This window comes from Bradyrhizobium sp. USDA 4354, from assembly GCF_054060315.1.
Genome location: NZ_JBSSDC010000001.1, coordinates 1,006,288 through 1,019,977, shown reverse-complemented (window position 1 = coordinate 1,019,977; position 13,690 = coordinate 1,006,288). Strand labels below are relative to the sequence as shown.

Annotated in this window: 13 protein-coding genes and 1 pseudogene; 4 read left to right on the top strand and 10 right to left on the bottom strand. The window is 63.5% G+C overall.

What is annotated here, in order from left to right; translation table 11 throughout:
• The first annotated feature begins 1 nt into the window (after position 1).
• The 4 genes from ACVIIV_RS04855 to ACVIIV_RS04840 all read left to right on the top strand — a co-directional run bounded on the left by ACVIIV_RS04855 (position 2) and on the right by ACVIIV_RS04840 (position 5,675).
• Positions 2 to 1,153 (top strand): glycoside hydrolase family 5 protein, encoded by a 1,152-nt coding sequence (locus ACVIIV_RS04855; RefSeq protein WP_456743171.1) that lies wholly within the window; start codon positions 2 to 4, stop codon positions 1,151 to 1,153.
• 59 nt (positions 1,154 to 1,212) lie between these two features.
• Complete coding sequence (locus ACVIIV_RS04850) at positions 1,213 to 2,772, top strand: hypothetical protein (RefSeq protein WP_456743170.1); 1,560 nt, start codon at positions 1,213 to 1,215, stop codon at positions 2,770 to 2,772.
• A gap of 129 nt (positions 2,773 to 2,901) precedes the next feature.
• Entirely contained in the window at positions 2,902 to 4,155 is a 1,254-nt protein-coding gene (locus ACVIIV_RS04845) for a GGDEF domain-containing protein (RefSeq protein WP_456743169.1), read from the top strand.
• A gap of 200 nt (positions 4,156 to 4,355) precedes the next feature.
• The gene (locus tag ACVIIV_RS04840; RefSeq protein WP_456743168.1) at positions 4,356 to 5,675 is read left to right on the top strand and encodes an aminotransferase class V-fold PLP-dependent enzyme; all 1,320 of its coding nucleotides are present in this window, start codon (positions 4,356 to 4,358) and stop codon (positions 5,673 to 5,675) included.
• Between the two features lie 15 nt (positions 5,676 to 5,690).
• Here ACVIIV_RS04840 and ACVIIV_RS04835 read toward each other — a convergent pair whose 3' ends face one another.
• The 10 genes and pseudogenes from ACVIIV_RS04835 to ACVIIV_RS04790 form a co-directional block, all read right to left on the bottom strand.
• Positions 5,691 to 6,122, bottom strand: coding sequence for a TA system VapC family ribonuclease toxin (locus ACVIIV_RS04835; RefSeq protein ID WP_456743167.1), 432 nt, complete (start codon positions 6,120 to 6,122; stop codon positions 5,691 to 5,693).
• Entirely contained in the window at positions 6,119 to 6,364 is a 246-nt protein-coding gene (locus ACVIIV_RS04830; protein ID WP_456743166.1) for a hypothetical protein, read from the bottom strand. The genes ACVIIV_RS04835 and ACVIIV_RS04830 overlap by 4 nt, the downstream gene beginning before the upstream one ends.
• Before the next feature lie 83 nt (positions 6,365 to 6,447).
• Complete coding sequence (locus ACVIIV_RS04825; protein WP_456743165.1) at positions 6,448 to 7,470, bottom strand: LLM class flavin-dependent oxidoreductase; 1,023 nt, start codon at positions 7,468 to 7,470, stop codon at positions 6,448 to 6,450.
• A 195-nt stretch (positions 7,471 to 7,665) separates the two neighbouring features.
• The gene (locus ACVIIV_RS04820) at positions 7,666 to 8,133 is read right to left on the bottom strand and encodes a hypothetical protein (RefSeq protein WP_456743164.1); all 468 of its coding nucleotides are present in this window, start codon (positions 8,131 to 8,133) and stop codon (positions 7,666 to 7,668) included.
• A gap of 213 nt (positions 8,134 to 8,346) precedes the next feature.
• On the bottom strand, positions 8,347 to 9,030 hold the full coding sequence (locus tag ACVIIV_RS04815; RefSeq protein WP_456743163.1) for a class I SAM-dependent methyltransferase: 684 nt from the start codon (positions 9,028 to 9,030) through the stop codon (positions 8,347 to 8,349).
• 27 nt (positions 9,031 to 9,057) lie between these two features.
• The gene (locus ACVIIV_RS04810; RefSeq protein WP_456743162.1) at positions 9,058 to 9,516 is read right to left on the bottom strand and encodes an Rrf2 family transcriptional regulator; all 459 of its coding nucleotides are present in this window, start codon (positions 9,514 to 9,516) and stop codon (positions 9,058 to 9,060) included.
• Positions 9,517 to 9,599: 83 nt separating this feature from the next.
• A pseudogene (locus ACVIIV_RS04805) lies at positions 9,600 to 10,470 on the bottom strand (L,D-transpeptidase).
• A gap of 733 nt (positions 10,471 to 11,203) precedes the next feature.
• Positions 11,204 to 11,437, bottom strand: coding sequence for a hypothetical protein (locus tag ACVIIV_RS04800; RefSeq protein ID WP_456743161.1), 234 nt, complete (start codon positions 11,435 to 11,437; stop codon positions 11,204 to 11,206).
• Between the two features lie 341 nt (positions 11,438 to 11,778).
• Positions 11,779 to 12,006 carry a hypothetical protein gene (locus ACVIIV_RS04795; RefSeq protein WP_456743160.1) on the bottom strand — a complete coding sequence of 76 codons (228 nt, stop codon included), beginning with the start codon at positions 12,004 to 12,006 and terminating at the stop codon, positions 11,779 to 11,781.
• A 596-nt stretch (positions 12,007 to 12,602) separates the two neighbouring features.
• Positions 12,603 to 13,577, bottom strand: coding sequence for an ABC transporter substrate-binding protein (locus ACVIIV_RS04790; protein WP_456743159.1), 975 nt, complete (start codon positions 13,575 to 13,577; stop codon positions 12,603 to 12,605).
• Positions 13,578 to 13,690: the final 113 nt, after the last annotated feature.

Below are 13,690 nucleotides of genomic sequence, written 5' to 3'. Positions count from 1 at the left end.
GATGCCGGCGTCGCGCCGCCGTCTGCTGGTCGCGGCGATGCTGCTGTCGATCTCGGTCGGCCCGCCGGTCTTCGCCGGCAATTGTGTGCCCTTGCCGTCGCCGGTCGCGCCGGACAGGCTTGCCGCACTGTCTCGCGGCTTCAACGCCGACGGCTGGATCAATGGTGCGCCGCCAAGCCGCACGCTGCTGCAGCAGCTGCGCAAGGCGGGCATGAGCCATGTCCGCTTGCCGGTGCCGGCGGAACGCGTGATGCCGCGCTTCGCCGCGAAGGCCGAGCGCGAGGCGACGCTGCGCGTGCTCGGCAACGCGTTGAAGCAGCTCACCTCGCTCGGCTATTCCACCTCCGTCGATCTTCACCCGGGCGAGCGCTTCAATCGCCTGCACAAGGATGATCCGGACGCGGCACTGCGCGAGATGCAGGAGGCCTGGCGCGATCTTGCAAAGGTCATTCGACCCTATCCGACCGATCGCGTGTTCGCCGAGCTGCTCAACGAGCCCGATATCGAAGCCGACAGGTGGCAAAGAGAGGTCGAGGCGCTGGCCGCGTTCGTTCGCGGGTTGCTGCCCGCCACCACCCTGATCGTCGGCCCGGTCAACTGGCAGCGCGCCGACTCGCTGCCGGGGTTCCGTCCGTTGGCAGACCCTGACGTCGTCTACGCCATCCACTTCTACGATCCGATGGTGTTCACCCATCAGGGCCACTGGGATGAGCAGGATCCGCTGCACGACATCCGCGACCTGCCTTACCCGATCAGTGCCGGAGATTCCGCCGTGCAGGCGCTTCGCCGGGATTTGCAGGACAGACATGCGGCCAAGGCGCTCGGCATGCTCGACACCGCGATTGCCGCCGCCAAGGACAAGCCTGCGGTCGATCGCTGGCTCGCGCCTGGCCTTTCCTGGCAGCAGCAATTTTCACGACCGATCATCGTCAATGAATTCGGCGTATTGAAAGCCGCCGCGCCCAGGGAGAGCCGGTTGCGCTGGCTGGCGGAGGTCACCGCTTATGCTCGCGAGCATTGCTGGGGCTGGGCGCATTGGGAGCTGGCGCAGGGTTTCGGCCTCGTCGACGCCGCCACCGGCAGGCCCGATCCCGGCGTGATGCAGGCGCTGCTCGGCGCGCCCCGAGCTCCCGCCGCGCGCCGCGATCGTTAACGGATCTTTACGCACGCTCCGCTACCGTGCTCCGGCGCGATGATGCCAAAGGACGATCGATGAGCGCCCGGTACTCACCGCAAGGCGAGAGCGTAAACGCCGTGCCATCGCCGCCGGCCTGGCGCGAACTGGTCCCGATCTTTTGCATCGCCATGGCAACGATCGGCTTCGCACCGGTCCTGCACCTCGCCAATCCGGCCCTGGCCATCACCGTCGAGGTTCTCATCGGCATCGCCATTGTCGTTGCGGTCCCGACCTATGCGCCGGCCGTTGCGATCTTCGTCCTGTTCTTCCAGAATCTGTTCGTCTCGATCCTGTCGCCGCTGGTCCTGCTCCCGTCCGATCTCGACTTCATCAAGGGCTACAATTTCCTCGTCTGTTCCGTGATGTGGCTGGCGACGTTCGCCCTCTACGTGCTGGGCCAGCGGAATCAGTCGACCGACGTGAACCGGATCATGCGCTGGGGTATCGCCACCCTGGCCGTGGTGTCGCTGTATTTCGCGATCGGTTTCGGCCAGAACGGACAGGCGGCCGCGGTCTATCTGCGCAACATCGTGCTTCCTCTGTTTCTGTTTCAGTTGTCGCTGCTGACGGCCGCGACCCATGAGGTGCGCATCACGCCGTTCCTGGTGGCGCTCGCGGTCATCCTCATGCTGTGCGGCTACGTCGAGCTCGCATTCCGGGACCTCTGGCTGGCCATCACCAACGGTCATGCGTTCTGGGGCTTCGACGAGCTCAAGGCGACTCATTCGGGCGTCTGGGAAGCCGAGATGCGCGCCACCGGGAACGTGCCCGTCGACCTGAAGGACCGTTTCAGCTTCGACTTCCTGAACACGCCTCTGCTCGAAGGATTCGGCCTGTCGAAGATGCTGCGCATCCACGGCCCGAACATGCACCCGATCAGCTTCGCCTACGGGATCGGCTTTCTCGCCCTGTTCCTGTTCTCGGTGGGGCGTCCGTTCCTGGCCCTCGCGGTCTTGCCCCTCCTGGTCTTTTGCAGCGTGAAGGGAGCGCTCATCGTGGTGATCTTCGTGGCCGCGGCCTGGATGTCGACCCGCCTGCTCGGCGCCGTGGTGACGCTGTTGCTCGGCCTCTTAGGCCTGATCGCGTTCGCGATTCTCGCGATCCGGGTCGGCCTGCAGATCGGCGACTATCACGTCATCGGCCTCATGGGCGGGTTGAACGGATTTTTGGAGAAGCCGCTCGGCCGGGGTCTCGGCGTCGGCGGCAATTTGTCGGAGAGCTATTTTTCGATCGACTGGAGTGCTGCGCAGGCGGCCGGAACGATCGACGGTGCGGTCGAAAGCGCGATCGGCGTCCTCCTGTACCAGATGGGCATCGCGGCCTTCGTGCCGCTTGCCTTCTATGCCGCGATGGCCCTCAAAGCCTGGCGCCTGTACGCGTCGTCAGGATATCTGACGCAGGGCCTCGCCGGCTTCGGCGTCATGGTCGTGCTGCTCAACGGATTGTTTCAGGAAGAGGCCATGTTCGCGCCGCTGGCGCTGGGCCTGATGCTCTCGCTCGCTGGCCTCGTCATCGGCAGCCATGCGAGGATGCAGACGGTTGCCAACGAGGATGCCGGGCTTGAGCAGATCACGCGCTACCAGCCCGTGACGTAGCTCGGCGCGGCCGCCTCCCTGGCCTGTGCGCAGACCGGATTCCGGGGCTCGTTACAACCACGTTTACCAATCATCGCAAGCAAATCGTAGCGGGCGGCTTGGTATAGGCCCGGCGACAGGGTGAGAATCATGCCGCTGCTCTATGTCCCGACGATCTATGTGCTGATGCTGGCAGTCATGGTGCTGCTCGGCGCGCTGACGTTTTTCGCGTGGCTGCAAAATCGCGCGGTTCGCGCCCTTGCCTGGTGGGGTGGTGCCGTGCTGGTCATGGCAGCCGCGCTTGGCCTGCTCTGCCTGCGCGGGGTGATCCCGGATGTCTATTCGGTCGATCTCGCCTACGTCGTCCTGTTCACCGCCTGCGCTCTGATGCTGGAGGGGGCGCGCTGCTTCGAAGGCCGGCGGACGAGCCCATTTCTCCTGCTCGCGGGCGCGGTGACGTGGATCGCGGCCTGTCAGATCCCGGCACTGTACGAGTCAGCCACGGCGCGTATGATCATCGTCTCGGCCGCCATCGGCTTTTATTCGCTCGGCTGCGCCTACGTGCTGTGGACCGGCCGCGCCGAGCCGCTGCTGTCGCGATGGCCGCTGATCGTGCTGACCGCGCTCGGCGGCGGCCTGTTTCTCGTACGCATTCCGCTCGCCGTGGCGCATCCCCTCGCCGCGGCGCCGGTTACGAGCTTCGAGGCGCTGCAATCGTTCTGGTTCGCGATCGTCAGCACGTTCACCCTGCTCTTCTTCATCGCCATCAACTATCTGTTTCTTGCGCTCACCAAGGAGCGGAGCGAGCTCGTGCACAAGCGCGCCTCGATGACGGACGCTCTGACCGGTCTCGCCAACCGCCGCGCCTTTTTGGAATTCGGCGAGCAATGTCTGAAGACGCCTGCGAACGGGCCGATCGCGCTCCTGCTGTTCGATCTCGACTTGTTCAAATCGATTAACGACACCCATGGGCATGCGATGGGCGACCGTGTGCTGCGCTTGTTCGCACAGACGCTGTCCGCCTCTCTGCCGCGAGGCGGCGTTGCGGGCCGGCTCGGCGGCGAGGAGTTCGCCGCGATCGTCAGCGGGCCTGATCGGCAGACGGCGATCGCGGCCGCCGAGCGTGTCCGCGAGAGCTTCGCGGCGGTTGCGCGGGTCGTGGACGGTGCCGTGGTCGCAGCCACGGTCAGCGTCGGCCTCGCACATGCGGACAGCGAGCCTGCCGGCATCGAGGCGCTCTGTGAGCGCGCCGACAAGGCGCTCTACACGGCGAAGGCGCTCGGCCGCAATCGGGTCGAGACCGCGATGGACGAGCTCGTTCCGCTCGTGCCCGACGCGTCGGCAGATCGTCTGATCCCGTCCTCCAAGCACGCGCGAGCCGCAACAAAGCGGGCGGCAGCCTGATCCTGCAATCTGCTTCGCACGATCATCGCATTGTCATGCTCCGGTCATCTTAGCTGCATCGTCCGTTGCTCTTTTCCCGGCGCACCAGAGCCTCTTCCGTTCCGATGACATCGGAGCGGAGCTCTGGATTGTTGTTTGATGCGTTTTCTTGACGCGAGCCGGACGCCACGTCGCTCGAAAACGCTCCGGGGAGAGTTGACATGCAACTGATCAAGACCATTTCGGCTGATCGCCGCTCGATGCTCAAGGGCCTCGCGGCAGCAGCCGTGGTGCCGCTTGCGGCGCCGGCTTTTGCCGCCGAGGGCCTTCCGACGCAACCGAGCGGCTCAGTGGCCGCTGTCGCCACCGACAGGACTTATTGGGCGGCCGTGAAGGGGCTCTATGCCGTCACGCCCGATGTCGTCAATTTCGAGAACGGCTATTGGGGCATCATGGCCGAGCCCGTAAGGCGCGAGTTCATCCGCCAGTCCGACATGATCAACTATCAGAACACCTATTACGCGCGGCTGCGTGCGGGTACGGATTTCGAGGCCGTCCGCGCCAGGGTGGCGGAGGCGGTCGGTGCGACAATTGGGGAGATCGCGCTCACCCGCGGCGCGACCGAAGCGCTGCAGCTCCTCATCGGCGGCTACAACAGGCTGAAGCCTGGGGATGCCGTGCTCTATGCCGACCTCGACTATGATTCGATGCAGTATGCGATGAACGCGCTGAAGGCGCGCCGCGGCGTCGACGTGGTCAAGTTCGACGTGCCGGAGCCCGCCACCCGCCAGGCGGTGCTCGACGCCTATGTCCGCGCCATCGAGGCGAACCCGAAGACGAGACTTCTCCTCCTGACCCATGTCAGCCATCGCACCGGCTTTGTCATGCCGGTCGCCGAGATCGCCCGCATGGCGAAGGCCAAGGGCATCGACACCATCGTCGATGCCGCCCATTCCTGGGGACAGATCGACTTCCGGGTGAGTGAGCTCGAGGCCGATTTCGTCGGCTTCAATCTGCACAAATGGATCGGCGCGCCGCTTGGCGTCGGCTTCCTCTACATCAGGAAGGACCGCCTTGCGGCCATCGATCGCGATATGGGCGACGAGGATTTTCCGCAAGAGGACATCCGCTCGCGGGTGCATACCGGCACAGTCAATTTCGCCACGGTGCTGACGGTGCCAACGGCCGTGGCGCTGCATCAGCAGATCGGCGCGGCGGCGAAGCAAGCCCGCCTGCGCCATTTGCGCGACTATTGGGTGAGGCGCGCCCGCGGATTCAAGGACATCGAGATCCTGACGCCGGATGAAGCCGGCTCATATGGCGCGATCACGTCCTTTCGCCTCGCCGGCAAGACCAGCAAGGCCGACAACGAGGCCATCGTTGCGAAGCTCCGGGACAGCTACAAGATCATGACGGTGCGCCGGGCCGGCGTCGCCAGAGGCCAGTGCATCCGCGTGACTCCGGCGCTCTTTACCGATGAGGCCGATCTCGACCGCTTGGTCGATGCGCTGGCCGTCATCACGGGGACGAAGACGGGGTGAGCGAGCGCAACCGCGTCACGCGGCAAGCGGATTGAGCCAAGTGAGGTCCGGAAATCTCGCGAAGTCTCCATCGGTCGAACACAGAGTGAGCCCGTGCTCGATGGCGAGCGCTGCAAGATGAGTGTCTGGGACGAGATTTCCGTAGATGCCCGGAAGCGCCAAGAGTTTGCCTAAGACAGCGGCGTGGTGCTCAGTCGGCTCCGGCACCCAGACAGTTTCCACAGAGAGCCAGCTCGATACCTGCTCCCACGCGTCCGCCATGCTCAGCGGCCTGCGAAACGCCCTTGGGTTCGTAGCGATACGCAGGAATGCGAGCAGACTTGGCCACGGCAATCCCACGCGAGCCGTTCCATTCAGCTTCTCATCCAGCCACTTGCGGCTCTCGGTGTGCAGATCGGCCGTTGAATTGCAGGCATAAAGAAGAATGTTCGCATCGACAAGGATCACTTGAAGCCTTCGCCTTCGAGATGCGACAGCGCTTCCGCGACATTGTCGATATTGATGAGCGGCTTACCCATATCAAAGGTTCGGGTACGCAAGGCCTCGCGGTTTCGCGGCGCCCGGTTCATGTCCCGCAGGCCCCGCCGCAGTGCTTCGTTAACGAGATCCCTGAATTTCAGGTCACCGTTGCGGCGTAACCGCTTGAGTTGCGCCGCAACGTCGTCGTCGATGGTCAGCGTCGTTCTCATACATCAAGATATTAACATTTGATGTCTTGATGTCAATCGCCAAGCATCAGTGCGCTGCTATCGCTACCGCCTGACGGCCCACCTCACCGCCATCCCAACGCCGGCGCCACATGCATGAGGATCGCCTCGATCGCGTGCGCGCAGTAGTCCACGCCGAGCTGGTTCGGGATCGTCAGCAGCAGCGTATCGGCCTCTGCGATCGCCTCGTCCTGACGCAGCTGCTCGATCAGCACATCGGGCTCGGCGGCATAGGAGCGCCCGAAGATCGCGCGGGTGCGCGGGTCGATGAAGCCGATCTGGTCTTCGCTTGCGCGCTCGCCGCCGAAATAGGCGCGGTCACGATCGTCCACCAGCGCGAAAATGCTACGGCTGACGGAGACGCGGGGCTCGCGGCTGTGCCCGGCTTCCTTCCACGCAGCGCGAAAGCTACGGATCTGCGCGGCCTGTTGCACATGAAAGGCTTCGCCGGTCTCGTCGCTCTTCAACGTCGAGCTCTGCAGGTTCATGCCGAGCTTGGCCGCCCACACGGCGGTCGCGTTCGAGCCGGCGCCCCACCAGATCCGTTCGCGCAGGCCCTGCGCGTGCGGCTCCAGGCGCAGCAGCCCGGGCGGATTGGGAAACATCGGCTGCGGATTGGGCTCGGCAAAACCTTCGCCGCGCAAGAGGTCGAGGAAGACCTCCGCGTGGCGCCGCCCCATGTCGGCATCGCTCTGGCCCTCGGCCGGCCGATAGCCGAAATAGCGCCAGCCGTCGATCACCTGCTCGGGCGAGCCGCGGCTGATGCCGAGCTGCAGCCGGCCGCCGGCGATGAGGTCGGCGCTGCCGGCGTCCTCCACCATGTAGAGCGGGTTCTCATAGCGCATGTCGATCACGGCCGTGCCGATCTCGATTCTGCTGGTCTTCGCGCCGACAGCGGCAAGCAGCGGGAAGGGCGAAGCGAGCTGGCGCGCAAAGTGATGCACGCGAAAATAGGCGCCGTCCGCCCCGAGCTGTTCCGCGGCGACGGCCAGCTCGATCGATTGCAGTAGCGTGTCGGCCGCCGAGCGCGTCTGGGATTGCGGCGAGGGCGTCCAGTGCCCGAAGGAGAGGAATCCGATCTTTTTCATGAGGGCAACATATGGATGATCGGAAGAGTTTGCGAGACGTCGACCGAAGGAAAGGTGGCAACACCGGGCGTGCACCCGTAAGCGTCGTTGGGGAAAAGCAGACTAGGCACGGGTATGGACTGCTGGTGCTTCTGCCTTACAGCGGATCACCACCTCAGATCGTCCGATCTCGATCTGCCACGCCCACAAGCGCACTCAGATTTCGCAGCCGGTCAAATTCAATGCCTTGCGCAAGCCGCCAAACGCCTTGAGCCGACAGGGCTCGGCACCGCTTGCGGTCTTTGAGCGCTGGACATCGGCAGTTCGCTTGACAATTGTTGTCTTCAGCTTCGGCTTGGGACGTTCAGCCGCCGCGATCTTTTTCGGACTTTGCCGATGACGGATGGTCGGCTCCGGCTTGGAAGGGCCGATATCGGTATCTTCCGGCGGAGCAACGCGGTCTTCGACCGAAGCAGTCTGTGTCGGCATCGCGCTGCTCACAGCGGCAATTTCGAGGCGATCGGCCTTCGCCAAGACTTCGTTTGAAGCAGAAATGCCCGTGTCTTGCTCGGCAAGCGGCTGCGCGATCGCGGCTGCGCGACGCGGTGGCGCTGTCAGCTCCATTGCCGACAGCACTCCCGCACTCAACAGGATGAGGAGGCCCAACAACGCCATTCTCAGCATAATGCGCCTCTGACAGAGGTTCGTGCCGCTGAAAATTCTCCGCGCCAATGAGGCAACTTTGTCGACGGCCGCCGACCCCAAGACGAATCATTTGCCGACAGGGTTAACGTCGGTGATGCTCCCGCACCTGCCGGGAATGCCGCTGCCCGTGTTGGTTTCCGTGAGAGATCGTACCTGGTCACGGGCAGCGCCTAATTTCGCGGTCAAAGGAACTCAGGCGTAAGCCACCCAGCCGCGGAAGGTGAAGCCGGTATAGAACAGGGTCGGCTCGGAGAAGCCGGCGTCGCGCAAGATCGCCTCGTCCTGCGCGGGGGTGAGGATTTCGAGATGGTTGGTGACAGCGTCGCGCGCGGCCGCCGCCTTCTCCGGTTCGACGCCGGAAGCAGCCAGGAACGCTGAATACCGCGACAGCCAAAGCGGGCGCTCCTCATCGCCATTGGGTGCGCTCAAATGGGCGACCACGAAGGGAGCGCCGGGCTTGAGGCGGCGGCGGACGTCCGAGGCGATGCGATGCCGTTCGGCGACATCGACGAAGTGCAGGGTCAACAGGCAGGTGGCCCCGTCGAACGGTCCTTCCGGCGCATTGTCGATATAGCCCTGATGCAGACGTGCGCGTGGCGCAAGCGATCCAAGGGTTTGCCTCGCGAGCGCCAGCATCGCCGCGGACGGGTCCACGCCGTCGAAGCTCCAGGCGGGATGCGCCTGCGCAAACGTCTTCAACTCCAGGCCACCGCCGGCGCCGAGGACGAGGATCCGCGCATCGTCGCGTGCGCGCTCAGCCAGGAGGATCGCCGCCATCGACAGCATCGCATTGTAGCCGGGAACGAACCGCGGCGGTCCCTCGGTGTAATTCGCCACGGCTTGCGGATCGGAAAACATGTCTTGAATATTGGCCATGATATTGTCCTTGCTGGACCGGGCTCCTCACGCGCCATGGGCGCGCATGCCTTGATGCTTGCGAGACCCGAGCCGTTTGCGAAAGTCGTCGCCGAGCATCGCCAGCGTCACCTCGCCGAGGCGCGACAGCAGCAGCGCCTCGGCATCGCGAAAGGCCTGATCGAGCGCGGCATTCACCGCCTGCTCGACGAGGCAGCCCGGCGCCTCGGTGCGGTTGCCCATCGCCAGCAGCGACGGACTGCCGAGCGCGGCGTAGACGTCGCGCAGCGTCACCTTCGAAAGATCGCACGCGAGCGTCCAGCCGCCGCCATGCCCCTTCTCGGAGCGGACGTAACCAAGCTCGCGCAGGCCCGCCATGATACGCCGGATCACCACCGGGTTGGTGACCATGGCCTTGGCCAGGGTTTCGGACGTGAACGGGCCAGGCTGCTGCGCCATGTGCAGCAGGACGTGCAGCACGCCGGACAATCGGGAATCGCGCTTCATGTAACTTTATATGTTACATATTTGGGCGAAGGTCAACCGGCTCGAGCGCGTCCTCAGTTGCAGACCGAGGACGGAGGACTGAGTTACTGGACCTCGGCGATCTTCGGCCCGGATGACGGCATCTGCGCGTTGGCTGTCGAGGGCCGGTTCGACGGGGATGCCGGGTCCGGCGATCGGAACGCGGCGTCGGTCGGCGCTCCCTGGGATGGCCTGCGGGCAGCGGCTGCCGGAAGCACGATCACTTTCGCTCCGACTTTCACCCGCTCATAAAGGTCCACGACGTCCTCATTGGTCAGCCGGATACAGCCGGACGAAACCCGCTTCCCGATCGTCTCGGGCTTGTTGGTGCCGTGAATTCTGTATTCGGTCTCGCCGAGATACATCGCCCGAGCGCCGAGCGGGGTTGCCGGGACCGCCCGCCATGAACCGCGGCAGATAAGGCTGACGCGAGACCATCTCCGCAGGCGGGCGCCAATCCGGCCATTCGGCTTTGCGGGCCACAGTCTGCTCGCCCGACCATGCGAAACCTTCGCGGCCGACGCCGATGCCATAGCGCACCGCTTGCGTGCCGTTCAGGACGAAATAGAGGAATGTGTTCTTGGTATCGATGATGACGGTGCCCGGCGTCTGGTGGCTGGCGTAGTCAACCACCTGCCGCACCAATGCTCCGGGACCATCAACGTCGGCTTTTGGTGGTTCGGCCAGAGGCGCCGGCGCCGGAATCGGAGCGGGAGCTGGAGCCGGAGCCGATGCATGAACCGGAGTTGCCACGTAGACCGGAGTTGACGATGCCATGGCTTGGGGCGCTGACGGCTTCCGTGTCGGTTGCACGCTCGCGGGGCCAGACAGCAAACCGTAGCCCAGCGCGGCGATGGCCACGGCGCCAATTGCAACTCTTGCGGCCATCGGCAGTGCGAGCGTCTCCGCCTTTCCACGTTTGGCCCGCTTGCTCATATCTCTCCCCAGGTCACCATGCCTGGAAGAGGTACCCAGCAAAATTTAAGAAACTTCGAAGCGATCTCGCTCGGGCTGGAACCGCTAGCTGTGGTTAACGCTCGGCAACATGACAGTTAGGCGTGCCGCTCGATAGTCAGGTAGCGTGAACGCCGCGCTTCTCATTGCGGAACGAGCCGCGCTGGGGATCGACGCGCTGGGCCAAAGGCGCGATCTCGGTACGGCATATCACCGTGATGATCCCAGATCGCGCATCGTTCGGCGATGCCAAGCCTCGACGCGGCCAAGCGACGATTCAAAGTCGCATGGGACGACTTCAAATGGACGCACGGGCCGAAGAAACTGCAAAAGCCGTATGCCGAGATCGCGCTCGCGGGCGGGGCGGAGCGGTTTCGGCGCCGATCGCTGCGCTCCGCTCTGCCTCAAGCACGCGGGCGCGAAGATTTTCCAATTCGGACAATTGAGACGTGAGCTGTTCCAGACGCTCATACAGCAGCACAGCGGCGTCACCCGCCAGACCATGATGTTCACGCATGTCGTGTAACCCCCAACCAAGCTCTCGAGCAAACTTGGATCATGGCCCGTTGGACCAATCGGGAAGATGATGCAATCGCGACTGAAATCCGCCGACGCTGTTCCAGCATCTACATATGTGAATCGTATGTTGCTTTAGCCGAAAGTTGATTCGGCGCACTGAGCGCCGCCCCGCGGCGAGGCGCAGCTAGCAGATGCGTCACTCTCGCTTGGATCGGGTTTTGAGGGGCACCACCTTGTCCGGCTCAATAGGGTCTGAACCCGCGTTCTGCTGCTTGATCACCAGCTCAAGCTCAAGAGCCTCAATTGCGAGTTCCTCCGCCATGCGTCCGAACAGTTCCCGCTTTCCCGCGTCACTCGTCTGTCTGCTCATGAGGGCGAGATCTGCAGCATCGGCGCGGAGCTTCTCTAACCTTTCCCTGAGGTCCTTCATGGCATTTGGCTCAGGTTCCTAGCCACCTTCCCCGGCACGGATAGCGTACAGAACAACGACAAGAACGCGCCACAGGTTCATGTTCATCGCTTCTTTCATGGTCCGCTGGGTCAACGGGAAAAAGATGCAATCAAAACTGAAATGTGCCGACGCCGTTCCGTCAGATAATTCAAAGCATTCCGATCAGGAGAGCCGATTTCGACCGAGAAGGTCATGGCCACGATGCGACGGTGCGAAACACAGGAGGGGCCATAGCGCCTCGCACATTGCGAAGCCCCGAAGCTTATTAGCCGCCTCCCGATCGGGAATGTTTCAGGTCCGAGCGCGTCAGGCAATGAGTCCTATCGTATCTCGATTCTCTTGACCGCCAAAGCAGCAATGTCCGCCGGATCATGGATATCGGATTGCGCAATCTCGATGACCTTTCTCGCAACGACGTCCGCAAGGGGATCGTGGTCGTCGCGATCCTCGATGCAAAGCGTATGGAGCGCTTGCTTGTAGGCTGCCGTGATGCGGCTGACCATTTCCGGGTCCAAATCGGCGGTTTGTAAACGTAGGAAGGTAGACATTTCTTGCCTCCTATGCCCACGAGGTACCGAACCATAGGATACCACGGGAACTCGGTCGGGCTCGCAAAAATTCAGGTGCGCTGGCCGCGCTGACGGGCAGACGATTCACAAAAAGAACAGCCTCGTCGGAGCAACGCGAGGCCCTTGCGCGTTTAAGGCGGTAGGAAAGCTGCGTGCACACATGAACGGTCGCAGCCATGGCGGACAGCCTATCAACTCGCGCCTATGATTCACCCCCCGATTTAGCGCCGGAGCATCGCCGGGCAATCTGCGATGAGATCGGTCAGCAGCTTCGCGGGACCCTTGCGGACGATCTCACCCCGCTACCATCGCGGCTGGAAAGTATGGTGGAGCGGCTGACCGAATTGGACGCCGACGCACCGCCGCCGGATTGCCAGGACGATGCGCCATCCCGGCCACTCTGGAAATTTGTGTCGGCCCTTTGGCGCGTCCTCCGAAACGAGCCTTGAAGCGCGGGGACGCGCGGCAGCGCCCCCGTTCGCATATTTGCGATTTTCGGTTTGCCATTTCGCTCGGCGGGCTTATCCTCGCGGGAGGTCCGAGTTGGGCCACAGGCGGACTCATGCAGCGCAGCATCATTCGATCACCTCGTCGGCGGTCGCGAGTAGCGCGGTCGGGATGCTCAGGCCGAGTGCGCTGGCAGTTTTGAGATTGATCACCAACCGGAAGCGTTCGGCCTGCTCGATCGGGAGGTCGGCAGCTTTCGAGCCTCGCAACAGCTTCGCAACATAAGCGGCGGAACGACGATTAAGGTCGATGAGATCGGGGCCATAAGCGAGCAGACCACCCTCGATCGCATCTTCTCGCCAGTAGTAAACAGCCGGAATTCGGTTTTGCGCGGCGAGCTCGATGATCTTCCGCCGGTTGGCGGTCCCGATGGGGTCCGCAAGCACGAGCAAGCCCTGGACATCATTCGAAGCCATGGTCTGGAAGGCCCGACCGATGTCCTCGACCGAGCGTTTCACCGCCGGCTGAATACGAAGATGCTGTTCCGCGGCGGCCTTCTGAAGCGCTGCCATCGTCTGCGCATGATAGCCGTTGTCGGGATCGAGGAGGACCGCGAACCGCGATGCCCCCGGCAGCAACTCCACGAGGAGCCCGAAATTCCTGCTGCTCGACGCGACGGCGGTGAGTCCGGTGACGTTTCCGCCGGGCTGCGCGTGACTTGCCGCCAGGCCAACACCAACCGCGTCTGCGGTGGCGGTCACGATCGGGATCGTGCCGGTGACCGCTTTGGCGGCAAGGGCCTCGGGTGTGGTGGGCGCTACGATTACCGCAACGTCCAGAGCGACCAATTCGGCGGCAAACCTTGCCAGTTGCTTCGGATCGCTATTCCAGAACCGGCGCTCGATGATGATGTTCTGGCCCTCGACATACCCCTGCTCGCGCAGCCCACGATCAAAGGCATCAATTCGCTCGTGAGGGACCGACGCCAGAAAGCCGATGCGAGGCAACTTCTTCCTGGTCTGATCGGCGGGCTGCGCGATCAGGCGGCGTGGCCAGACGGCTCCCATGGTCCCGATCAGTGCAATGAACTCACGCCGCTGCATGTGTCCCTCCAAGGGACTTGTGAGATCATGACATTAGCACTTTGCCGGGGGGCGTGTGACCGGGGATGTGTGCAAGGCCAAGGGGCGACTAGAACTCGTCACCGCGGGAGGTC

Coding starts and splice junctions, on each gene's coding strand:
- ACVIIV_RS04855 (WP_456743171.1), top strand. CDS start 2: ATGCCGGCGTCGCGCCGCCGTCTGCTGGTCGCGGCGATGCTGCTGTCG.
- ACVIIV_RS04850 (WP_456743170.1), top strand. CDS start 1,213: ATGAGCGCCCGGTACTCACCGCAAGGCGAGAGCGTAAACGCCGTGCCA.
- ACVIIV_RS04845 (WP_456743169.1), top strand. CDS start 2,902: ATGCCGCTGCTCTATGTCCCGACGATCTATGTGCTGATGCTGGCAGTC.
- ACVIIV_RS04840 (WP_456743168.1), top strand. CDS start 4,356: ATGCAACTGATCAAGACCATTTCGGCTGATCGCCGCTCGATGCTCAAG.
- ACVIIV_RS04830 (WP_456743166.1), bottom strand. CDS start 6,364: ATGAGAACGACGCTGACCATCGACGACGACGTTGCGGCGCAACTCAAG.
- ACVIIV_RS04825 (WP_456743165.1), bottom strand. CDS start 7,470: ATGAAAAAGATCGGATTCCTCTCCTTCGGGCACTGGACGCCCTCGCCG.
- ACVIIV_RS04820 (WP_456743164.1), bottom strand. CDS start 8,133: ATGCTGAGAATGGCGTTGTTGGGCCTCCTCATCCTGTTGAGTGCGGGA.
- ACVIIV_RS04815 (WP_456743163.1), bottom strand. CDS start 9,030: ATGGCCAATATTCAAGACATGTTTTCCGATCCGCAAGCCGTGGCGAAT.
- ACVIIV_RS04810 (WP_456743162.1), bottom strand. CDS start 9,516: ATGAAGCGCGATTCCCGATTGTCCGGCGTGCTGCACGTCCTGCTGCAC.
- ACVIIV_RS04800 (WP_456743161.1), bottom strand. CDS start 11,437: ATGAAGGACCTCAGGGAAAGGTTAGAGAAGCTCCGCGCCGATGCTGCA.
- ACVIIV_RS04795 (WP_456743160.1), bottom strand. CDS start 12,006: ATGTCTACCTTCCTACGTTTACAAACCGCCGATTTGGACCCGGAAATG.
- ACVIIV_RS04790 (WP_456743159.1), bottom strand. CDS start 13,577: ATGCAGCGGCGTGAGTTCATTGCACTGATCGGGACCATGGGAGCCGTC.